The sequence below is a fragment of the Limosilactobacillus vaginalis DSM 5837 = ATCC 49540 genome (assembly GCF_000159435.1).
Classification (GTDB): Bacteria; Bacillota; Bacilli; order Lactobacillales; family Lactobacillaceae; genus Limosilactobacillus; species Limosilactobacillus vaginalis.
The window spans coordinates 188,010-211,050 of record NZ_GG693413.1 but is presented as its reverse complement, the minus strand read 5'-3'; the positions used below and the strand labels follow the sequence as shown (position 1 = coordinate 211,050).

At 40.7% G+C, this 23,041-nt stretch carries 19 protein-coding genes and 1 pseudogene; 1 reads left to right on the top strand and 19 read right to left on the bottom strand.

What is annotated here, in order from left to right; all coding sequences use genetic code 11:
• Positions 1–72: 72 nt before the first annotated feature.
• Both pyk and dnaE read right to left on the bottom strand, forming a co-directional pair.
• A complete protein-coding gene (gene pyk, locus HMPREF0549_RS04185; protein WP_040531153.1) occupies positions 73–1,494 on the bottom strand; it encodes a pyruvate kinase in 1,422 nt (473 codons plus the stop codon).
• Between the two features lie 171 nt (positions 1,495–1,665).
• A complete protein-coding gene (gene dnaE, locus HMPREF0549_RS04180; protein WP_003717004.1) occupies positions 1,666–5,016 on the bottom strand; it encodes a DNA polymerase III subunit alpha in 3,351 nt (1,116 codons plus the stop codon).
• Between the two features lie 118 nt (positions 5,017–5,134).
• Between dnaE and HMPREF0549_RS04175 the strand changes: the two genes are divergently transcribed.
• Positions 5,135–5,341 (top strand): DUF2929 family protein, encoded by a 207-nt coding sequence (locus HMPREF0549_RS04175; protein ID WP_040531151.1) that lies wholly within the window; start codon positions 5,135–5,137, stop codon positions 5,339–5,341.
• Between the two features lie 56 nt (positions 5,342–5,397).
• On the opposite strand, the gene HMPREF0549_RS04170 is transcribed toward HMPREF0549_RS04175, so the two are convergent.
• The 17 genes and pseudogenes from HMPREF0549_RS04170 to HMPREF0549_RS04090 all read right to left on the bottom strand — a co-directional run.
• Positions 5,398–6,195, bottom strand: a complete 798-nt coding sequence (locus HMPREF0549_RS04170) for a metal ABC transporter permease (RefSeq protein ID WP_003717002.1) — start codon at positions 6,193–6,195, stop codon at positions 5,398–5,400.
• Positions 6,195–6,863, bottom strand: a complete 669-nt coding sequence (locus HMPREF0549_RS04165; protein WP_003717001.1) for a metal ABC transporter ATP-binding protein — start codon at positions 6,861–6,863, stop codon at positions 6,195–6,197. The genes HMPREF0549_RS04170 and HMPREF0549_RS04165 overlap by 1 nt, the downstream gene beginning before the upstream one ends.
• 2 nt (positions 6,864–6,865) lie before the next feature.
• Positions 6,866–7,780 carry a metal ABC transporter solute-binding protein, Zn/Mn family gene (locus HMPREF0549_RS04160; RefSeq protein ID WP_003717000.1) on the bottom strand — a complete coding sequence of 305 codons (915 nt, stop codon included), beginning with the start codon at positions 7,778–7,780 and terminating at the stop codon, positions 6,866–6,868.
• Between the two features lie 229 nt (positions 7,781–8,009).
• Positions 8,010–9,254 (bottom strand): peptidase T, encoded by a 1,245-nt coding sequence (gene pepT / locus HMPREF0549_RS04155; RefSeq protein ID WP_003716999.1) that lies wholly within the window; start codon positions 9,252–9,254, stop codon positions 8,010–8,012.
• Positions 9,255–9,256: 2 nt separating this feature from the next.
• Positions 9,257–10,096, bottom strand: a complete 840-nt coding sequence (locus HMPREF0549_RS04150; protein ID WP_003716998.1) for a Nif3-like dinuclear metal center hexameric protein — start codon at positions 10,094–10,096, stop codon at positions 9,257–9,259.
• The gene (locus HMPREF0549_RS04145; protein WP_040531149.1) at positions 10,096–10,791 is read right to left on the bottom strand and encodes a tRNA (adenine(22)-N(1))-methyltransferase; all 696 of its coding nucleotides are present in this window, start codon (positions 10,789–10,791) and stop codon (positions 10,096–10,098) included. Before HMPREF0549_RS04145 ends, HMPREF0549_RS04150 begins: the two co-directional genes overlap by 1 nt.
• Positions 10,792–10,920: 129 nt before the next feature.
• A complete protein-coding gene (locus tag HMPREF0549_RS04140) occupies positions 10,921–12,105 on the bottom strand; it encodes an aminotransferase class I/II-fold pyridoxal phosphate-dependent enzyme (RefSeq protein WP_003716996.1) in 1,185 nt (394 codons plus the stop codon).
• Between the two features lie 417 nt (positions 12,106–12,522).
• On the bottom strand, positions 12,523–13,665 hold the full coding sequence (rpoD, locus tag HMPREF0549_RS04135) for an RNA polymerase sigma factor RpoD (RefSeq protein ID WP_003716995.1): 1,143 nt from the start codon (positions 13,663–13,665) through the stop codon (positions 12,523–12,525).
• 1 nt (position 13,666) lies between these two features.
• Complete coding sequence (dnaG, locus tag HMPREF0549_RS04130; protein WP_040531147.1) at positions 13,667–15,562, bottom strand: DNA primase; 1,896 nt, start codon at positions 15,560–15,562, stop codon at positions 13,667–13,669.
• A 136-nt stretch (positions 15,563–15,698) separates the two neighbouring features.
• Positions 15,699–17,774: a glycine--tRNA ligase subunit beta gene (glyS, locus tag HMPREF0549_RS04125; protein ID WP_003716993.1), complete on the bottom strand. Its 2,076-nt coding sequence runs from the start codon at positions 17,772–17,774 to the stop codon at positions 15,699–15,701.
• Position 17,775: 1 nt separating this feature from the next.
• Positions 17,776–18,771, bottom strand: a complete 996-nt coding sequence (gene glyQ, locus HMPREF0549_RS04120; RefSeq protein WP_003716992.1) for a glycine--tRNA ligase subunit alpha — start codon at positions 18,769–18,771, stop codon at positions 17,776–17,778.
• 287 nt (positions 18,772–19,058) lie between these two features.
• A complete protein-coding gene (gene recO, locus HMPREF0549_RS04115; RefSeq protein ID WP_003716991.1) occupies positions 19,059–19,829 on the bottom strand; it encodes a DNA repair protein RecO in 771 nt (256 codons plus the stop codon).
• An 18-nt stretch (positions 19,830–19,847) separates the two neighbouring features.
• Positions 19,848–20,753, bottom strand: coding sequence for a GTPase Era (gene era / locus HMPREF0549_RS04110; RefSeq protein WP_003716990.1), 906 nt, complete (start codon positions 20,751–20,753; stop codon positions 19,848–19,850).
• Positions 20,754–20,769: 16 nt separating this feature from the next.
• Positions 20,770–21,168 (bottom strand): diacylglycerol kinase family protein, encoded by a 399-nt coding sequence (locus tag HMPREF0549_RS04105; protein ID WP_003716989.1) that lies wholly within the window; start codon positions 21,166–21,168, stop codon positions 20,770–20,772.
• Positions 21,152–21,631 (bottom strand): rRNA maturation RNase YbeY, encoded by a 480-nt coding sequence (gene ybeY, locus HMPREF0549_RS04100; protein WP_003716988.1) that lies wholly within the window; start codon positions 21,629–21,631, stop codon positions 21,152–21,154. Before ybeY ends, HMPREF0549_RS04105 begins: the two co-directional genes overlap by 17 nt.
• Before the next feature lie 3 nt (positions 21,632–21,634).
• Positions 21,635–22,669, bottom strand: a complete 1,035-nt coding sequence (locus HMPREF0549_RS04095; protein ID WP_003716987.1) for a PhoH family protein — start codon at positions 22,667–22,669, stop codon at positions 21,635–21,637.
• 127 nt (positions 22,670–22,796) lie between these two features.
• Positions 22,797–23,041, bottom strand: a pseudogene (locus HMPREF0549_RS04090) (argininosuccinate lyase); the annotation flags it as partial.

The following is a 23,041-nucleotide window of genomic DNA, read 5'->3' as shown; positions in this document are numbered from 1 at the left end:
TAGGAAACAAAAAAAGAAGCTGAGAGTTTCTCTCAACTTCTTTTATTATTCTGATAGCTTTATAAGACTTAATTAGTCAATAGTCTTAATCCGCATCATGTTAGTAGCACCCTTAACACCCAAAGGTACACCGGCAACAACGATAATCTTGTCACCCTTCTTAGCAAAACCAAGTTCTACAGCCTTCTTGGCAGCCAAGTCGAACATCTTATCAGTATTGCTCATTTCATCAACAACGTATGGTTGAACACCCCAGTTGATCATAAGACCGCGTTCTACCCGTTCGTTAGGTGTAAGTGCAACGATGTCAGCGTTAGGACGGTACTTAGAAATCATCTTAGCAGTGTAACCTGAAGCAGTGTAGGCAACAATAGTGTGGATGTCTAAGTCCTTAGCTGCATTAGCAACGGCTGAACCGATTGTTTCAGTAACATCTGACTTGTCCCAATCAAATGTTTCAGTACCAAATTCCCAAAGGTGGTTTTCAGCCTTGATGTCAATAGCGTTCATCATTGCAACTGACTTAACAGGGTAGTCACCGTTAGCACTTTCACCAGAAAGCATGGTTGCGTCAGTACCGTCAAAGACAGCGTTAGCAACGTCAGAAACTTCGGCACGAGTTGGACGAGGGTTTTCTTGCATTGAGTCAAGCATTTGGGTAGCAGTAATAACTGGCTTACCTAATTCGTTACAACGCTTGATCATGTGCTTTTGAACAATTGGCACATTTTCAGCAGGAATTTCAACACCCATGTCACCACGAGGAACCATCAAACCATCAGAAACTTCAATGATTTCTTCAAAGTTGTCGATACCTTCTTGTGATTCAATCTTAGGGAAGATTTGAACGTCTTCCATGTTCTTTTCCTTAAGGAGTTCACGGATATCAAGAACATCTTGAGCCTTACGAACGAATGAAGCTGAAATGTAGTTAATCTTGTTATCCAAACCGAAGCGGATATCACTGCTATCCTTTTCAGTAATTCCTGGTAAGTTGATGGAAACACCAGGAGCGTTAACACCTTTCCGAGAACCAAGTACACCATGGTTAAGAACATGGCAAACAAGTTCCTTGTGTTCTTCATCCTTTTCGTCGATCAACATGTCAATCAAACCATCATCGAAGAGGACGTGGCCACCAACATGAGTATCATCGTAAAGGCCTGGGTAAGTAACGGCAATCTTGTCATGAGTACCTTCGATTGAAGGATCCATGGAAATACGAACCTTGTCGCCGATTTCGTAGTTAATCTTACCTTCCTTTTGAACAGTGGTCCGAATTTCAGCACCCTTGGTATCAAGCATTAAACCAACGTGCTTACCAGTAATTTCTTCGGCCTTCTTAACGTTTTCCATCCGACCCAAGTGTTCTGGGTGGTCACCGTGTGAGAAGTTAAACCGGAAAATATTTGCACCAGCATTAATCAACTTAACAATGGTGTCAACATCTGTACTTGCAGGACCAAGTGTACTTACAATCTTGGTTTTCTTCATAAATGAATCTCTCCTTTGCATTTATGCATCAACTGCGGTTTGCAATCGCATACCTCATTTGCACAGCCTTATGATAGCACTTTTTAAAATCCGTGTCTGTACTTTTTTGTGAAAAGATATCAAGAAAACGCTATCATTTAATAAATCTCATTAACTCTTAATTTTATTAACTTATTGAGGACTTTTCTGAAGGACAACATTGTCCTTGCCTAAAATTTTTATCAATCCCTGACGCGTTTCAGTTTGCGAATTCAGCCACCGTGATTGCGGTTGAATCTTTTTTTGGTCATTTTCAGGGTAGTAGATAATAACTGGAATAGGGCCCCGATGAGACGTCATAAACTGATAAAGCCGTTGCAGAACTTGCTGGTTGTCATTTTCTGGCAAAATCCGCAAGAACCACCGCTGTTGGGTATGGTGTTGGCGTTGACGCAATTCATTAGCGTCACGAATCTGATCAACAATTACCTGAAGTCCATGGCCCTCTCGTTGCTCCGTATGTCCATTAATCATTACTACCTGATTACTCTTCAATAATGATTGATATCGGGTATATTGTCGCGGAAAGACCGTGGCCTCAATTTCACCAGTTTGATCTGTTCCTGATAGGAACGCCATTTGACGATGATCCTTTTTAGTGTGAATTGTTTTCACCCGGTTAATTAACATTAATATCGTAACGGTTTGACCAGGACGGAGCTGACTTGCTGGTTGGACTCGATACTTAATTGCTAGATCTTGATACTGGGTCACCGGATGTCCTGAAAGATAAACTCCTAAATATTCATTTTCCTTTGCTAAGCGCTCCGTTAACGGATACTCTTGGCGAGCAGCGATTGTGGACTGCAATTCCGGATCTGCTTCCAGCTCATTAGTACTGCTAAATAATTGAATTCCGGAGATCAGCATTGGTAACGCATCAATCATTTCAGCACGGTTATAGCCGAGATCATCAAACGCACCTGCATAAATCAACGGCGCAATTAATTCCGGCTTTTGCCATTTACTAGCTAAGCGAGAAATGAAATTGCGAATGTCCTTATAGGGACCATTTTGCTGTCGTTCTTGAAGAATTTCACGAATAAAGTCACGACGAAGCCCCTTTATAGCAGTCAAGCCGAAGAATAATTGATTCTGGGATAGTGAAAACTGCTGTTGGCTTTCGTTAATCCGGGGGCCCACTAGCTTCACGCCTGAACGACGGGCATCCTGAACATGCATCTTTAATTTATCAACATTCGGTTCGGCATTCATCAACGCGGTAAAGAATTCTGCAGGATAATTAGCTTTTAGGTAAGCCATTTGGAAAGCCATCTTTGAGTAGGCAACCGCGTGTGATCGATTAAAGCCATAGTTAGCAAACTGGTCAATGTAGTTAAAAACCCGTTTTGCCAATTCTGCCGAATAACCATTTGCTTGGGCGCCATTCATGAATTTAGCCCGCATCCCCTCCATTGTCGCACGCTTCTTCTTACTCATCGCACGACGCAAAAGATCGGCTTCACCCAAACTAAATCCTGCCATTACCGATGCCAGCTGCATTACCTGTTCCTGGTAGACTAAGATGCCATACGTTGCCCCCAAGATTGGTTCTAGTGATGGATCAGGCAACTGGTAATGCTCTTTTCCCTGTTTACGAGCAATAAAGTGAGGAATATTCTCAAGCGGACCTGGTCGATAAAGTGCATTGACCGCAACAATATCTTCAAAACTATCAGGATGAAGATTAACTAATACTTCCCTAATTCCCGCTGACTCAAATTGGAATACACCATCAGTCAACCCTTTTTGGAAAAGAGCTAACGTTTTAGAATCCGCTAATGAGATCTTTGAAAGATCAAACTGTGGATTTCGCTGACGAATTAATTTTAGGCTATTGTCCATTATTGAAAGATTTCGCAAGCCAAGGAAATCCATCTTTAATAGCCCCAATGCCTCTACGGTATCCTTTGGGAACTGAGTCATCAATAACCCTTCACTCCCGTTCTGCAGAGGAACAATTTCATGAAGCGGCTTCTCGGATAAAACAATCCCCGCTGCATGGATTGAGTAATGGCGAGGAAGTCCTTCCAATTTTTGTGCCACTCGGTATAGTAATCGGTATTCTGGGTGATCATTCAGAAGGTTGCGTAACCGCTGGGATTCTTTCAAGCTCCCTGCCAGACTAATGTGCAAGCCATGGGGGAGTGCTCCTGTTAATTCATTAATTGCGTAACGATTTAATCCAAAGACCCGACTTACATCACGAATAACCTGTTTGGCTGCTAGTGTCCCAAAAGTAATAATTTGGGCAACTCGATTATGTCCATACTTCTGGTGGACGTATTCAAGAACCTCACTTCGCCGATTATCAGGAATATCAAGGTCAATATCCGGCATTTGAGCTCGTTCAGGATTAAGAAACCGTTCAAATAAAAGATTATATTGCAGCGGATCAATATCAGTGATTGCTAAAGCATACGCTACTAATGATCCTGCGGCTGATCCCCTTCCCGGATCTGTTGTAATTTTTGTCCGGTGAGCAAAACGCATTACGTCCCAAACAATCAGGAAATAGTCATCAAATCCCATTTCATGGATTACTTTTAGTTCCTTAGCTAACCTTTTTTGGTAGTCAACTAGTTTTAAGCCTGGCGCAATCTGCCGTTTTTTTAGCCCTTCAATACATAAGTAACGAAGATATTCAGCAGAAGATTTCCCCGTTGGCGTATCAAAGTGCGGGAGAATTGGCTGCTTAAATTCAAAGTCAATATTACATTTTACTGCAATTTCAACCGTCTTGTCAGCCGCTTGCTCAAGATTAACTGCTTGGTAGGCCCTTAAAATATCTGCCTGGGGTTGAAGGTAGTCCTTTCCAAGTTCTTTAGCTTTTTCTTCAACTTTTTCTAACTGAGTATTAGCATCAATTGCCTGAAGGACCTTACTGGCAAACAAATCATCTGCATTCAAATATTCGACTGGACTGACCCCTACTAGTGGCAGGGAATGACTCGCTGCTAGCTGGGTCAATGTTGAGCGTTGAATTTGGTCTAACTGGGGATTAATTCCTAAAAGGAGACTATCCTGATCAGTGCTTTCGTGAAGAAGATTAACAACTGTATCCTCGGCCTTTAACCAACTAAAAACTGTCGATTGTGGTGGAATAATAACGTATAGCGACGAAAGAAACGGCTTAATCTGTTCAAAAGTTAACGGAAGCGTATCACGATCACTCGTTTGTTGACGAGTGGAAAGCTCCATTAAATTTTGGTACCCTGCGCGATCTTTAGCCAAAAACAGCAATTCCAGGTTAGTCCCGTCAACATTGTTTAACGCAATTGTTAATTGCAAGCCGATTACTGGTTTAATACCTGCTTTTTTAGCGGCGTTGTAAAAATCAATTGCCCCATATAAGACGTTCTTATCAGTCAATGCAATTGCAGAGTAGCCGCGTTCTTTTGCAGTTGTGACCAATTCATTAATGCGAATTGGACTTCTTAACAGAGAAAAGCTACTTTTTACTTGGAGCGGTACAAAATCCACCTTGATTCATCCCCCTTTCATTAAGAAATTATAACAAATGTCGTTAAATAATGCTGTGAAAGGCTAGCGAGATTATTTAGTAAGTGTTAAAATTATTTTAATTGAGATGGATAAGGAGATGTTCCGAGTGAAACTATTAGAAGCAAACATCGGTGCTGGTGTCATTGCTCTCATTTTAGGTGAGATCTTAGCTTACATTGATAGCCAACTAGAAACAATGACCCCAGATTACCTACTGACTGGTATTTTGGCCGTTGTATTCGGTTTAGTTGCCGCTAACTGTGTATACTTCATCACACGAAAAGCTGATCCATCAAAAAACTAATTTCTAAAAGAACTAATAAAAAGAACCAGGAAGGCTAGCTTTCCTGGTTCTTTTTATTATGCCGCCCCGCTAAGTTTTTGTTTAACTAGAGCACAGCAATAAATTCCAACTTCAATCACCGCAATAAAGAAACTAACTGGCCAATTAGTTAAGTAACCAAGAAATAGCCCCAACCAGGTTCCTAAAAGAGAAAAGAGGATCGCTAAACCGATCATCTTAGCAACTCCATGAGTGAAATATTTCGCACTAGCTGCCGGTAGGGTTAATAAGATAAAAATTAACAACGAACCAACTATTTGTGCTGCCACACTCACGCTCAGCGCTAAAACAATTAAGAAAATAACTGAATATAGTGCAGCATTAAGTCCGCTTACTCGTGCACCAATAGCGTCAAACGAAGTGAACTTTAACTGGCGGTAAACTGCAAAGATTATTAAGATAACAACGATAGATAGGTATATTAATTGCCAAACCTCAGTTAGGTTAATCCCGACAACACTTCCAAATAAGATATTAGTTGCTGAACTAGCATTCGCACTACTTAAAGAAAGAAAAAGGATTCCCAAGCCGATAAAAAGAGCGGAGACTGCACTCGTTACTGCTTCACGGCGGGATTCTTTAATACTCATTTGACCAACAAGAATCGAACTAAGCATTGTGAAAAGGATCATTCCGTTTAAGACCGGCCAGCCAATAAAGACGGCAAATGCTCCTCCGGCAAAGCCAATTTCCGACAAGGTATGAGTTAAAAAGGAAAGGTTTCTGGCAACAACAAAAACACCAACAAAGCCGCTAACTATTGCAATAAAGGTACTAGCAACAAAGGCATGCCGCATAAAACTAAGCGTTAACATTACTCAGCCTCCTTTTCTGGGCGAGGAAGTTCATTAATTGGACCGGTCAAATAACCATCCCCGGTCATTTGAAGAAAACGGGTTCCATAATGCTGGGCCAGGTCCCAATCATGAGTAACAAACATTACGCTTAACCCCTGCTGTTGAAAGCGGGTAACAAGGTCCAACAATTCATACTTCATTTCATTATCCAAGCTTGCAGTTGACTCATCAAGGATTAGTAAGCTAGGGTTGGGAAGCAGTGCCTGAGCTAAGTATGCCCGCTGCTTTTCACCACCTGACGCTAACCCTAGCGGCCGGTCAGCAATCTTTTGCAAGTTAGTTTGGCTAATTATTTCGTCCACACGCTGGCGTTCACTCGTTCTCAACCACGGGAGAAAGCTATGTTGAACATTCAACGCAATAAAATCGCGAATTGAAAGCGGATATTCCTGATCAATATTCCGGAATTGCGGAACATAGCCAATTTTGGTTTGCGGACTAATTATTATTTCACCCTTTTGCGGCTTAATAAAACCCAACATTGAGCGAACAAGGGTTGTTTTACCAACCCCATTTTCACCGATAACTACAAGAAAATCTCCCAGATTAATATTAAAGCTTAAGTTATCAATTACTTGATGATTACCATAGGCAACCGTTAAATCATTAACTGTAACAATTGACATTTTTACTTTTCTCCCTGCTGAATTCGTGAAAGATTCCGATATTGCGAAAGCATCCATTCCTGATAATTTTTAGCATTATTTGGCTTAGTTTCTGTTACCTTAAGCACCGGAACATGATTTTTGCGGGCTAACTTTACTAATCCATTAACGACATGATCACTAGTTTGAGAATTTTCGACAAAAAAGGCGATCTCATGATTTTTTATTACAGATTGTAGTTGTTGAATATCGTGTGGCGATGGATCATTACCATCTTCAATTACTTTTTCAAAATGCTGATCCACTACCTGGTAACCAAGCGCTGCTAATGAATAATCAAAGACTGGCTCACTAACCGCAACCTTATTATTTCCCGAGTTAACATTTGCCTTAATTTTTGCGATTTCTTGATCTAACGGCTTCAAAGAATTTATATACTCTTGAGCGTTTTTCTGATAGTAATCACGGTGAGCCGGATCAAGTTGACTATACTGATTAGCTAATTGTTGGGCCAATTTCTTCATCGTTGCTGGTTCATACCATAAGTGCTTATTGTCACCCGAGTGTTTTCCCATTAATTGGCCAACATTAATCACTTTTTGCGAATGACGATGACTACTAGATTTAACAACCTTGTTTAACCACTCATCATAACCTAAGCCATTTTCAACCACCACGTTAGCATCCCCTACTTGTTTTGCCTGAACGGTTCCTGGTTGGTAATCATGAGGATCAACCGAGGCATTATCAATAATTGACGTTACCTTACCGTACTTTCCAGCAACCTGCTTAGATGCTTCCCCATAAAAATTGAGACTAGTTACTACCTGAATCGGCTTTTTATCAACATCGTGCGTCTTAAACGGGATCCAAGACAAGACTAAAATAACAAGTAATAGACTAACTAGGCACCCCACACCGATAAAATATCTCTTCATTCTTCTCTCCTTTAAGAGTAATAATTACTATTAAGAACAATTGATATCTTACCGAACTATCTGCTTAAATGCAAGGTTAAACTGAATAATTACTAAAAAAGGTGAGAAAACGCGAAATGTTTTTCTCACCTTCTATTGATATTTATTAATTTCTGAACTCACCGAGTCCAATTGCAAGCGTTATTTGTGTACTTTATTGTCCGTAATGCCAATTTCTAATAAATATTCATTAGTTTGAACTATTTAATTCATTAATCTTAAGAAGAACATCCAGTGCCTTTTCCATTGTTTGCAGGGAAACATATTCAAATCGACTGTGCATATTTTCTCCACCGGCAAACAGGTTTGGTGTTGGTAAGCCCTTATAAGAAATAGTTGAGCCATCAGTACCACCACGAACCGGATAGATTACTGGCTTAATATCTAATTCTTCCATCGCCTTTTTGGCAATTTCAACTGACTCCATTTTCCCCTCTAAAGCATCTTTGAGGTTATAGTATTGGTCGTACAGGTTCATGCTGATTCGCTTACTACCTAATTCAGTATTTAAGCCATCAACGATCCGTTCTAATAGGTGCTTTCGTTCTTTAAAGGTTTCCCGATCATGGTCACGGATAAGGTAAACCATCCGTGCATGATCAACACTACCATCAAACTTATAGAGGTGGAAGAATCCTTCTCGTCCTTCAGTTTTTTCAGCCCGTTCATGAGCTGGCAAACTATTGTGAAGATCGATTGCAACTTGAATGGCATTAACCATTGTTCCCTTAGCGACTCCAGTATGAACATCCTTCCCAGAAATTTCAATTTCTGCTTGAGCAGCGTTAAAGGTTTCATACTCCAATTCGCCTAATGGACCGCCATCAACAGTATAAGCAAAGTCAGCGCCAAAATCGTTAACGTCGAAGTGATCAGCCCCAGTACCAATTTCTTCATCTGGTCCAAGCCCAATCTTAATCTCACCATGCTTAATTTCTGGATGCTTCATGTAGTAAGCTGCCATTGTCATAATTTCGGCAACTCCTGACTTATCATCTGCGCCAAGTAAGGTTGAGCCATCAGTCGTAATCAGTGTATCACCCTGATAATTCTTTAGATTAGGAAATTCTGCCGGTGATAATACAAATTCACCATCATCATCCAATTGAATATCGCTTTGACCATCGTAATCTTCAACAATTTGTGGATTAACATTATGCGCATTGAAATCTGCCGTATCAACGTGGGAAATATAGCCAATTGTTGGAACATCATGGTCTAAGTTACTTGGAATTGTAGCGTAAACATAAGAACACTTAGGGTTTATGTGAACATTACTTAACCCCAAATCTTTTAGTTCTGTTTCTAATTCCTTTAAGAAAGCCGTTTCCTTAGGGTCAGAAGGAACAGTATCTGAATCAGGATTAGAACGGGTTTCCGTCTTTACATACTTTAAGAAGCGTGGCAATAAGCCTTCATATTTTTCTTCTGTCATTATTAATTCTTCCCTTCATTATTAACCATAAAATTAAACGGATCAGTATTTATCTTATTCTGAACAATGGTAAAGTCCCACTTATTTTCCTGCTTCCATTGTTCAAAAAGTTTAGCCAAGCGTGGTTCACAAATTGCCTCAATATGATGGCCGGGATCAACTACCATTAAATGATTAGCAACCATATCATGACCGAAATGATAGGTAACGTCTCCCGTAACATAAGCGTCTGCGCCTTTCTTCACTGCACTTTGCCAGAAGTCTTGACCAGCACCGCCAAGAACTGCGACCCGGTGAATTGGCTTATCCATATCCGTTGGTGCAGCTAACCACCGTAACCCATTAACATTGAAGATTCGCATACAATACTGAGCAAATTCTCTGACAGTCATCGAACCATTTAATGTTCCAATTCTTCCCATCCCAACTGGTTGCCCAGATACAGGATCAGTGCCGGCTTCAACAAGCGGTTCCAAATTAGTTAGCCGTAATTTAGCCGCTAACCAATCATTCATTCCTCCGTTAGCTGTATCTAAATTAGTATGAGCAGCATACACTGTAATTCCATGGCTAAGCAGTTGCGCATACATTTCATTTTGCGGAATTCGAGTATTCAAATTCTTTGCGGGATGAAACATTACCGGGTGGTGAGCAAAAATAAAATCGACATCTTGCTTAATTGCTTCCTGGACAACTTCTGGTCGAACATCAAGAGTAGTCATTAATCGTTTAATCGGTCGATCAGGATTCCCTAATTGCAATCCGGGGTTATCCCAACTTTCCGCCAATTGCGGACTCGCAAATTGTTCAAAACGCTGAATCAATTCATTTCCTGTCGTCATTAATTAAGGACCTCCTTTATCAAGCTAATGTATTCCTCCTGTTGCTTAATTTTAGCAACTGGTGGTTTACTAGCTTGTTTAACTTGTTGGAGGACACCTTCCTGCCGTTGCAACTCATCCTGCCACTTTTTGGTAAATACAGGAGAATGCTGTTCAAGCAAGAACGGTCCAAAAGTTAATTCATACTTACTATAGCGAAAAGGAACAGTTGACGGTTCAGCAACGATCACCTCATAAATATGACCATCTTCGGCAACCATTCTTTCAGCCATAATCTGAAATTGATGGTTCATTAACCATTCTCTTAAACGAGCCTCACCAACATTCGGCTGTAAAATTAATCGGGTTACCCCAGCTAATTTTTCCGGATGAGCATCCAGAATTTGGGTAATTAATGCTCCACCCATACCAGCAATTGTAATTGTATTGATGTGATCGCTATCTTTAATTGCTGCTAGCCCATCAGCTAGTCGTGCTTGAATAATCTTTGCTAAGGCTAGTTTTTTAATCTCGCTGACGGCATTTTCATAGGGACCCCTTACAACTTCACCAGCAACTGCATATTCAATCTGACCTTGCAATGCTAATGCTGCTGGCAAGTAGCCATGGTCTGACCCAATATCGGCTACTCGTGCTCCTTGAGGAACAAATTTAGCAACCGTTGTTAAACGCTGGGATAAATTTTGTGCATCCACTATACCATTTCCTCTCAACATTTCTTTATATATAAGTATAGCAAATGTTTAACCAAAGAGGAGGACAACAATAAAGCCAAAAATGACTTTATCATTATCCTCCCCATTAAATTTCAGCCTAATTATTAACTAATTCAATTCTTTTACAAACTTACCAATCCGGTTAAGAGCCTCTTTAAGATCCTCATCGGAAGAAGCATATGAAAGACGAACATAGCCTTCGCCCCCAGCACCAAATGCACTTCCTGGAGTAACGCCGACTTTCGCTTGATGAGCCAATTCAGTAGCAAACTTAACATCATCCTTACCAAATGATTCTGGAATCTTAGCAAAGATATAGAATGCTCCTTCTGGTGTTGACATTTCGAAACCGAGAGCGCGTAGTCCAGCAACAACAAAGTCACGACGCTTTTCATAGGTCTTACGGAATTCAACCGGATCTTCCTGACCATTATTAAGCGCCTCAACAGCTGCTGCCTGAACATTGTCAGTGACAGTCGTTACCAAGAAGGCGTGCATCTTACCAATACTTCCCATAATCTCTTGGGGACCGGCAACGTATCCTAAACGATAACCAGTCATTGCATGAGACTTCGATAGTCCTGAAATGAAGATTGTTCGTTCAGGAATCATTGAGGTTAATGAATAATGTTTAACCCCGTAAACAAGATCACTGTAAATTTCATCAGCGATAGCGTACAAGTGATGTTTTGCTATTACCTTAGCTAACCCTTCCAAAGTTTCTTGAGGGTATTCACGACCAGTAGGATTACTTGGGTAGTTTAGGAGAACCGCACGCGCACCATGGCCTTCCTTTTGCAATACCTCTTCAAGTTTTTCAGGGGTTAGCACAAAGCCGTCTGCTGAAGTATCAACTTGAATTGGGGTAGCACCGGTCATTGCTACTAATGGGAAGTAAAGCGCAAATACTGGCGTTGGAATAATTACCTTATCACCAGTATTTAATAATGCAAAAAGGGTTGATGCTAATGCTTCTGTCGCACCAACGGTTACCACAATTTCACTTTCAGGGTCGTACTTAACGCCACGAGTACGCTCAACATACTTAGAAATCGCTTCAAGTAGTTCTGGTTTCCCCATTTGTGGTGCATAATGGGAATCATTATCTTGAATACTCTTAATCGCAGCTTGTTTAACGTGCTCAGGGGTATTCATATCTGGTTCACCAAGGGTTAACTTAATGATTCCGGGAATATTAGAAACTGAGCGATCAAATGCCCGGATCCCAGAGGGCGATGTTGCAGCTAATTTATGGTTAATAGTACCTGTTAAATCTGATGACAACTTTGGCATTATAATGGTTCCTCCTTGTTAACAATTGAACATTATAAATATAATTAAGTTTAAATCCTTAAAACTTAAACAATTTAAGTGTACTGTGTAAGTTATCCTAAAGTCAAGGTGATTTTAATCTTTTTCTTAGAATTATTTAATTTAATAGGCATTTGCTTAAAATTGATTAATAAAATAAAGTTTTAAAAGGATTTAAAAACAAAAAGGAGCAGAAAAAATAAAATATTCTTCCTGCTCCTTTTATTTACCAATAGTTTCCGAACTTACAGAAACTAATTACGGGAATCCAAATAGGCTCACTTCGTATCGTAACTGAGGGACTCGAGCCTAATTACGAATGACTCTGATGATTTCATCATCATTCATCGTTCTAGATTAGTCAACCGTCCCTCCGAGAAAGTTAATTCCCAGCTTCCATTATTCAAGAAAATCCTTTAACTGCTTTGAACGAGATGGGTGGCGTAGTTTCCGTAATGCCTTAGCTTCAATCTGCCGAATCCGTTCACGAGTAACACCAAAGACTTTTCCAACTTCTTCAAGTGTCCTGGTACGACCATCATCAAGACCAAATCGAAGACGAAGGACGTTTTCTTCCCGGTCGGTTAATGTATCAAGGACATTTTCCAGTTGCTTCTTCATCATTTCATAAGCAGCATGATCGGCTGGACTAGTTGCATCCTGATCTTCAATAAAGTCTCCCAAGTGTGAGTCGTCCTCTTCACCAATTGGTGTTTCAAGGGAAACCGGTTCTTGAGCAATCTTAAGAATATTTCTTACCTTTTCAGTTGGCATATCCATTTCAGCACCGATTTCTTCTGGAAGTGGTTCACGCCCCAAATCCTGAAGCAGTTGTCGCTGAATCCGGATCAGCTTATTAATCGTTTCTACCATGTGAACCGGAATCCGAATGGTCCGCGCTTGATCAGCAATGGCCCGAGTAATCGCTTGACGAATCCACCAAGTAGCATAAGTTGAGAACTTGAAGCCCCGCCGGTAATCGAACTTTTCAACGGCCTTCATCAACCCCATGTTACCTTCTTGAATCAAATCAAGGAATTGCATCCCCCGACCAACATACCGCTTAGCAATGGAAACAACTAACCGTAAGTTGGCTTCAGCAAGTTCTTGTTTAGCTTCTTCATCGCCTTGTTCAATCCGGAGAGCAAGAGCAACTTCTTCGTCAGCACTTAACAGGTTTACCCGACCAATTTCTTTCAAGTACATCCGTACTGGGTCATTAATCTTTACTCCAGTTGGAGCCGAAGTATCCTTCATCGCTTTTTGGGATAGCTTTTCGGTGGCCATTAATGCTCGCGGATCAGGATCACCGTTTTCATCAACAACACTGATTCCTGAATCTTCAACGTTTTGAAGTAGGTTATCAATCCCGTCAGCATTCAATTCAAATGGTTTAGCAACAAGTTCGGTCAGATCATCATACTTAATGTGTTTGCGCTTCTTGTAAGTACGAATTAACTTACCAACAGCGGTATCATACTTTTTTTGATCGAAGTTATCACTATTTGAAATGACGATTTCTTTCTTTTTGCTTTTTGCCATATTAATTGGTCTCCTCCGCTTTTAATTCTTGTTGCTTCTTTAAAAGTTTTATTAACTTCATTGTTAACTGGGTTGCTAGTTCACTGTTATTTAATGAACTAGCTTCTCTAATCTGTGATTGCAGTTCTTTGATCTTTTGTGACAAGGGAATCTGTTCCTGAATCAATTGAACACAATCATCAATAAGTTGCATATTAACTACATCATCAACGTTTAACTGCTCAATTTGACCAAGAGTTGAACGTAAGCTATCTTCCTTAAGGTAATCCATTAATCCGGCAGCTGAATACTCCCCATGCTCAGAAAAATAACTCTCCGCTAATAAGTATAACGTTTGATAGCGTTCATGTGCAAAGTGAAAATCATTTATTGCCGCTACATGATCCCAAACTTCCTGATCATGGAACATGTACCTTAATAGTAACTGCTCTGCTAGCTCAGTCCGCTTAATGGGATTCCGCTGTAGTGCTGGCGAACTAGCCGGTCCCGGCCCCACCGAAAATCCCGAAGAACTTCCCTCATTTTGCGGTAATGATGCTGGTTGGGAGTGGCGTTTTCTTCCTCCTAAACGCCGACTAATATCTTGTAATTGACTCTTTAACGTTGCCTTATCAAGATCAAACTCCTTAGCAAGCTGCGTAAGGTACATATCCTGTTCCAATGACGACGAAAGAGTGGCTAGAAGCTTTAGGGATTGTTCTAAGTACGAAATCAGCTCGGTTTGGTTGTTAAGGTTCTTATTCAACCGATAAAAACGTAAATAAAAATCAACCGGTGTTTCTTCTTGATCAACTAGATATTTGGCAAACTTATCAGCACCATTTTGTTGAACATATTCATCTGGATCGATTCCTGCTGGTAATTGAACGACACGTAGTTGCATTCCCTGTGGCTGATGATCCCGAAAAAGTGTCACTGCGCGATCAATCGCGTTCTGACCAGCAGAATCACCATCATAGCAAATATCGACTTGTCTAACTGCCCGGCCAAGAATGCCAACCTGTTCTTCAGTCAGGCTCGTTCCCATCGAGGCAACACCATTCTTAGCTCCAGCGCTATAAGCAGAAATAACATCCATAAACCCTTCAAAAAGGTATATTTTTGATGTTCCCCGAGCCTCCTTGCGAGCAATATCAAAATTAAAGAGGGTGCGACGCTTATTAAAAATCGGTGTCTCGGGACTATTTAAATACTTGGGCGTGTCTGCAGGTACTTTACCGATTACCCGCCCAGAAAAGCCAATCACCCGACCATTTTGGTTACGAAGTGGGAACATCACCCGATCGACAAACCGGTCGTGAAGGCCGCCATTATTATCTTCTACAAAAAGACCTGATTTTCGTAACAACTGATAATCATTGATCTTTTGCTCCAAAAACGGCTTCAAAATTCGTTGTTCCGGAGCAAATCCTAGATTAAAGTCATTAATTAGCTCATCGGTCATCCCCCGCCCTTTCAAATACTTTAAGGCTTGAGCACCAGCAGGAGTATTCATAAGAATATGATGGTATAGCTTTGCGGCCTCTTCATGCATTACCATCAACTTACCATTAGGAGTATTATTCTCTTGGTGAATACTTCTATCACCGTTATTGAGGTATTGAGAAGGTAGATCAACATTAGCCAGTTGGGCGACTTCGGCAACGGCCTCTGTGAACGGAATATGTTTTAATTCCATTAAAAATTGAAACACGTTTCCCCCACGGCCACAACCAAAACAGTAAAAAAATTGTTTCTGTTCGTTAACGGAAAAAGAAGGAGTCTGCTCCTCATGAAATGGACAAAGGCCAACAAATCCCTTTCCTGATTGGTGTAATTGTACATAGTGACCAATTACATCACTAATATCCACGGAATCACGAATTCGATCGATGACCTCTGATGGTATTCTTGCCACTAGCTGACACCCCCACTAATACTAGAACAGCTACGAAAGGCCGCAACCCCTGCGGAATGCGACCTCCATAACTATTTAGCCAAAATTAACTAATATATATGATACCACAAGTCATCAATAATACAATCAAAAAGGCTTATTTAACAATCAGTTTATCTAAGTTACCAATCAGGTACGTTTGCCGAGCAAGAATTCCCAGCTGAGTCAAACGATTATTCTTTACATTTTCATCCTTATCCATGATCATGTTCTCATCGAAGTATTCACTAATAATCGGTGCCAATGACCGTAGAGCAGCAAAGTTATCTTCAACCGTTCTTTGTGAGCTCTTATCAACTAAGTCGTTAACGGCATCGTAGAGCTTCTGTTCTGATGGGTTTTGGAATAAGCTTGGGTCAACCTTTACGGAAGAGTCGTTATTCCCCTTCTTAGCAATCCGTAATACCCGAGTTAATGCTTCAACAACACCCTTGAAGTTTTCATCGTCATGATGAGCTTTGATTGCATTTGCAGCATCCAGAACGTTTTCAATATCAGCAGATTGGGTATCAGTAACAGCATCAATCACATCATGTTTCATGTGTTGACCACTCAATAACTGGTGAATCCGATCCATAAAGAAGGAACGAACCTGAGCCGCATTCTTGCTAATGTCAATATCAACATCCAGTCCAGCCTCATCAAAGGCCTTAACAATTTCTGGCTGGATATTTAAGAGCGGTAAATGCCAATTGCTGTCAGCAATAATCCGCACAATCCCAAACGCTTGACGTCGTAATGCATATGGATCATTGGAACCACTTGGAATCATGTCAACAGCAAAGAAGCTCATAATGCTATCAAGCTTATCAGCAATTGCTAAGGCAGCGCCAATCTTACTCTCAGGTAGATCTCCTTCAGCTGAAACCGGCATATAATGTTCCCGAATTGCTTGAGCAACAGCAGGCTTTTCACCGAAGAGCTTGGCATAAATTTCACCCATGACACCTTGTAATTCAGCAAACTCACCAACCATTTGAGTTGTTAGGTCAAACTTATAAATATGCGCTGCCCGATCGAGATCAGCTAATTCTTCGTCACTAAAGTTCAGCCGTTTGCCAAGAACTGCTGCAATTATAGCAACCCGTTGCATTTTATCGTACATCGAACTGATCTTATCATGGAAACTAACCCGCTTTAATCGTTCAACGTATTCATCAATACTAATCTTTTGGTCCTCTTCATAGAAGAATTTAGCGTCTTCCAACCGTGGTACCAAGACCCGTTCATTCCCCTTAATCACATTTTCTAGGTAGTCAGTATTACCATTACGAACTGCAATAAAGTTTGGTGAGAGATTACCCTCGTGATCACGAAGATAGAAGAAACGTTGGTTATCCTTCATTGAAGTAATTAAAACGGCATTCGGCAGAACCAGGTACTTTTTATCAAATGAGCCAGCAAAAGCGGTTGGCCATTCAACTAAGTTATTAACTTCTTCTAGTAAGTCTGGATCCGTATCAATTACCCAATCATTAGCGGAAACAATCTTATCAATTTGTTTCTCAATTAACTGCTTACGCTTTGTCTGATCACCGATTACAAAATCATCATGCAATGACTTTTCGTAATCAGTTGCTTGTTTTAACTCAACCTCATGGCCAAGGAAACGGTGACCACGAGTAATTCGTCCCGCTTCAACATCAAGAATCTTAAACGGAACCACTTGGTCGTTCAAAAGAGAAACCAACCAGCGAATTGGCCGGATAAATTGAAGGTTATTGTATCCCCACTTCATCAAGGTTGGGAAGTTCATTGAAGTAATTACGTCTGGTAGTCCTTGAAGAACTTCAGCTACTGGCTTACCACTGATATGCTTTTCAACAAAAACATATTCAACGCCCTTGACTTCCTTAAATTCAATATCGTCTACCGATGCACCTTGTCCACGAGTAAAGCCAATTGCAGCCTTAGTCCAATTGCCGTCTGCATCTTGAGCAATCTTCTTTGCGGGTCCCTTTACGGATTCATCGACATCAGGTTGCTTGTCGCTTAATCCATGGATCAAAAGGGCTAGCCGCCGTGGGGTTGCAAATTCTTGGATCTCGTCAAAAGAAATCCGTTGTTCCTTAAGGTAATTAGCTACCCGTTCATGTAACTGCTTAATACTTGGCGTTACCACATGGGCAGGCATTTCTTCAACACCGACTTCTAATAAGTATGAGTTAGCCATGTTACTTGTCCCCCTTTTGAGCTTTCTTTGCTTTTTTAGCAGCTTGCTTTGCAGCCCGTTGCTTAGCTTTTTCAGCTTTCTTTGTGTACTCGTCTAAGGTCTTTTGCCGAAGCTTTTCATCATGAATAAGTGGGAAGCCTCGTTTGCGTCGTTCCTCAACGAAGGCCTTGGCAATCGACTTGGCCATGATCCGGATCCGGTGAAGGTAACCAGCACGTTCCGTAACGGAAACTGCACCACGAGCATCTAATAAGTTAAAAGTATGGCTACATTTAAGAACATAGTCATATGCAGGGTGAACCAAACCAAGCTTAATTAGGCGTTTTGCCTCAGTCTCATAATTATTGAACTCTGCTAGTAACATATCCTGGTTACTTTCTTCAAAGGCATACTTTGAATGCTCGTATTCTGGTTCCTTAAAGATATCACCATAGAGCACCCCGTCTGCCCATTCGAGATCGTAAACAGAATCAACGTTTTGAATATATTCGGCTAGTCGTTCAAGACCATAAGTAACTTCGGCAGCCACTGGATTCATTGGTAATTCACCAACTACTTGGAAATAGGTAAATTGGGTAACTTCCATCCCATCAAGCCAGATTTCCCAACCAACACCGGCACACCCCATTGAAGGGTTTTCCCAGTTATCTTCAACAAAACGAATATCATGCTCAAGCGGATCGATTCCCAATTCACGTAAACTTCCTAAGTAAAGGTCCTGAATGTTATCAGGAGACGGCTTCATAATTACTTGAAATTGGTGGTGTTGGTACAACCGGTTAGGGTTTTCACCATAACGACCATCAGCAGGACGCCGCGATGGTTCAACGTAAGCGGCATTCCATGGTTCGGGACCAATTGCCCGTAAAAAGGTATATGGACTCATTGTCCCTGCCCCTTTTTCATTATCATAAGCCTGCATTAACATGCAACCTTGTTTTGCCCAGTACTTTTCAAGTGTAAATATAATATCTTGAACACTTAACTTATCAGACATATTGACTCTTCCTTTCAAAAAAGTCCCTGTAGAAACTAGTCTGCGACTAATTTCTACAGGGACGAATTAATTTCGCGGTTCCACCCTGCTTTTTTGTATTACTACAAAACAGCTTAGTTAATACAGCTGCTAAAGTGCCCCACTAATAGACTAACTCAAAGGCTTGCACTCTCCCTTTGTCGCTTCACATTAGCCAGCATTAGTTTTTTCTTTGTCGTTGCTGTAAATATATTTTTATACGTGACTTATGATAGATAAACATTTCCTAAATGTCAATTACTAAATCACTATTTTTTTAATTTCTCTTCCCACTGCCCCATTTGACGAATGAATTTTTTACTTTTTAAATTCAAGCCAACTTCATTATCATACAACGAGTCCAGCACAAATTGCAGTCGGCGTTTTGTCGTAGAATTAATCTTAATGGAATTGAGCTTTTGAAGGTTTAAAGTTGAAAAACGTTGCAAATAATAAACTGTTCGCTGATCAAGGTGCAGCCGTCGCTCGTCAAGATGCCAATGATTTCGACAAAGCATTCCCCCATACTGCTCAGAAAAATCTAACGGCAAATCATCACGACCACAAATAACACAACGATCCCAGGTTGGCGCAACTCCAAAGCGAACTAGTAATTGTGTTTCGATCACATTGGCAATTACTTGCTCATCAAGGCCGCTGTTTATCAGGTCAAGAGCTGCTGCAACCTGGTTAAACCAGCCGCCAATCCCCTGACCATCCTGAAATGCACTGTCGACTAACGCCAATATGTATGTAGCATATGCATTTTTACTAATATCACTGGCAATGGAACGATACTGACTGGTATCACTTGCAGTATTAATAAAACTCAATCCATTATCAGTTAATGAACCAATATATTCACCATGAGTAAAAGGCAAAATATCTGCAGCCAGCCGAAATCCCCGTTTTTTTGCTCCCTTAACAAAGAACATTGCCGGACCAATCTTATCAGTTAAGATTTTTACTAGGAGATCCCGCTCACGATAATCACGGCGAAACATTATTATTCCCCTAAAATCAGTGGTAATCCGACTCATTGGGGCTCATCCCTTCAATTAATAATCCTTATTACGGTAACCATAATCTTTAAGCATTGCTGACTTATCTCGCCAATCAGGGACAACCTTTACCCACAATTGAAGGAAGACCTTATCGCCCAAAAGGTGTTCAATATCTTGCCGGGCCTTGGTGCCGATCTTTTTCAGCATTTGTCCCTTCTTACCGATAATAATTCCCTTCTGCCCAGGACGTTCAACAATAATATTGGCAGAGATGTGAACATGCTCATCATCTTCCCGTTTAACAGAGGTCACGTCAATTGCTACTGAATGGGGAACTTCTTGTCGAGTTAATTCAAAGACCTTTTCCCGAATCATTTCCGCAATTACAAACCGTTCGGGGTGATCGCTAATTTGATCGCTAGGGTAATATTGTGGACCATTAGGCAGGGTTTCAATTAACTTATTAATTAGTGGGCTAACATTATTTCCCTGAAGGGCTGAAATTGGGTAAATTCCGGCAAACGGCAATGCATCTTTATACTGTGCAGTTATTTCTGGCAAGTCATTTGGGTTAACCTGATCAATCTTATTAATTACCAAAAAGATTGGCTGCTTAACGTTCTTCAACCGGTTAATGATAAAGTCATCTCCCGGGCCACGATCCTCAGTAGCTGAAACCAGGTACAATACAGCATCTACTTCATCAAGAGCTGACAAAGTGGACTTTTCCATAAAGTCACCCAGTTTTGTTTGTGGTTTATGCACTCCAGGAGTATCAATGAAAACTATTTGAGCATCATTAGTAGTATAAATTCCCTGGATCTTGTTCCGGGTCGTCTGGGCAACATTACTCATAATCGCAACTTTCTGACCAACTACGTAATTCAAGAACGTTGATTTACCAACATTTGGTCGTCCAATCAAAGCAACAAAGCCGGACTTATAATTTGGATTATCCATTCTTTTTTCTTCCTTCCTAATAACCTAATAACTTTATTATCCTTGGTAAAAAGATAATTAGTCCCACTAAAACAGCAAAAATAGCAGTAATTAATACGCCACCCGCAGCAACATCCTTTGCCTTCTTAACATTAACATCATAATGATGCTCACCAAGTAAATCTGTTACTGCTTCAGTGACCGTATTCAAGAATTCAGCCGAAAAGACGACTAAGATCGCAAGAAGAAGCCATAGCCATTCCAACCGATCAACCCGCAACAAGAAGCCTAAAATAACAACCACTATTGCGGCCGTAAGGTGATAACGCATATTCCGTTCTTGTGAAATAACATCAAAAATACCGTCCATTGCGTGTCCCATTGCTTGAATCAAGTGGTGGTTTTTTTCTGTTTGCCGACTATCTTTTGAGGCCATACTGATCTAATATCTCCCGTTGTAATGTAAACATTTTCTTTTCGTCCTCTGGCTGCTCATGATCATAGCCATTTAAATGAAGGAAGCCATGAACAACAAGGAAACCCAGTTCTCGGTCAAAGGAGTGACCTAAAAACTTAGCTTGTTCAGCAACCTTATCAATTGAAATAAAGAGATCACCAAGGTTTACCGGTAATTCAGCCGCTAATTCGGGGGCCAAAATAATTGGCGTCTCATTACCAGATTCCTCAGCGGCAAAACTGAGCACATCGGTTGCACGATCAACGTGCCGATACCGAGAATTTAATTCCCTGATTTCAGGGTTATTGACTAAGGTTACTGACATTTCAGTATCATCAGCTAATTTTAATTTATTTCCCGCAAAATCAAGGATTTTTTTAATTAATTCGATATGGGCTGTACTAACTTTTTCTGAAGTATGATCAAATATTTCTAATTCCATAAGCTAATCCTTTTTCTCGGCCTTCTTCTTCGTTGCCGCTTCCGTTTCTTCGTCTCGTTTGATTAACCGTTGCGTTGCATTGGTTTCATAAGCATTGATAATCCGAGCAACAACCGGGTGCCGCACAACGTCTTCTGCCGTAAACTGAACGAATTTAATTGATTTAATGTCCTTCAAAATTCGTTCTGCACTTATTAAACCGCTACGGGTGCCATGTGGTAAATCAATTTGGGAAATATCACCATTGACTACCATTTTTGAGCCAAATCCCAGTCGGGTCAAAAACATCTTCATTTGTGCATTAGTGGTGTTTTGGGCTTCATCAAGAATAACAAAAGCGCCATCCAAAGTTCGACCACGCATATAAGCCAGTGGCGCAATCTCGATTACTCCCCGCTCCATCAGTCGTTGGGTATGATCCGCTCCGAAAATATCATTTAATGCATCATAAATTGGCCTCAAGTACGGATCGATCTTTTCCTGAAGATCCCCAGGAAGAAAACCAAGACTTTCACCCGCTTCAACTGCTGGTCGAGTCAAAATAATCCGTTCAACTTCACCACGCTTAAGTGCTGCCACTGCCATTGCAACGGCTAGGTAAGTTTTCCCGGTACCAGCTGGGCCAATTCCAAAAGTAATATCGTTATGTTTAATAGCGTTAACGTACTGTCGCTGACCAAAGTTCTTTACCCGAATGGAACGACCTCGACGATCTCGAATAATCGTTTCACTGTAAAGATCAGCGAAGTAATTTAACGTCCCCCGATGGGCCATCTTCATTGCACTGACAATATCCGTGCTATGAAGGTGGATCCCCTGTTCACTTAAGTCCAGTAAGGCATGAAAAACATCTGCAGTTAATTTAACATCCTCAGGCAATCCCTTGATCTTTAAATTGTCGCCAAAGGGGTTAACGGTAACATTCATTCCTTGTTCGTATAAGGAGACGAACTTATCTTGAATCCCTAATAAAGCAACCTCAGATTCTGGACTACTGATTTGAAATGTTTGCTCAATTTCTTCGTTATTTTCTACCAATTAAAATAGCTCCTCTTAGTTAATATAAGTAGATCCTTAGCACATTATATCATAACAAAAACAGCCAAAGAATGACTCGCCGTTAAAATCATTCTTTGGCTATTTTATTCCTTTATGCAAGCAATGGCTAATGATTAGCAAGAAGTTCTTTAGCCTGCTTAATTTGTTCACGAACTTGGGTAAAGCTTGTTCCCCCAAGTGACTGTCGCCGTTCCACAGCCACTTTTGGTTTCAAGCATTCGTAAACGTCTTTCTGAATTTTTGGATTAATTTCCTGGTATTTATTTAATGGAATGTCGCTTAAGTTAGTCCCCATCTTTAATCCTTGAAGAACTAACTCACCCACAATTTCATGCGCCTGACGGAACGGAA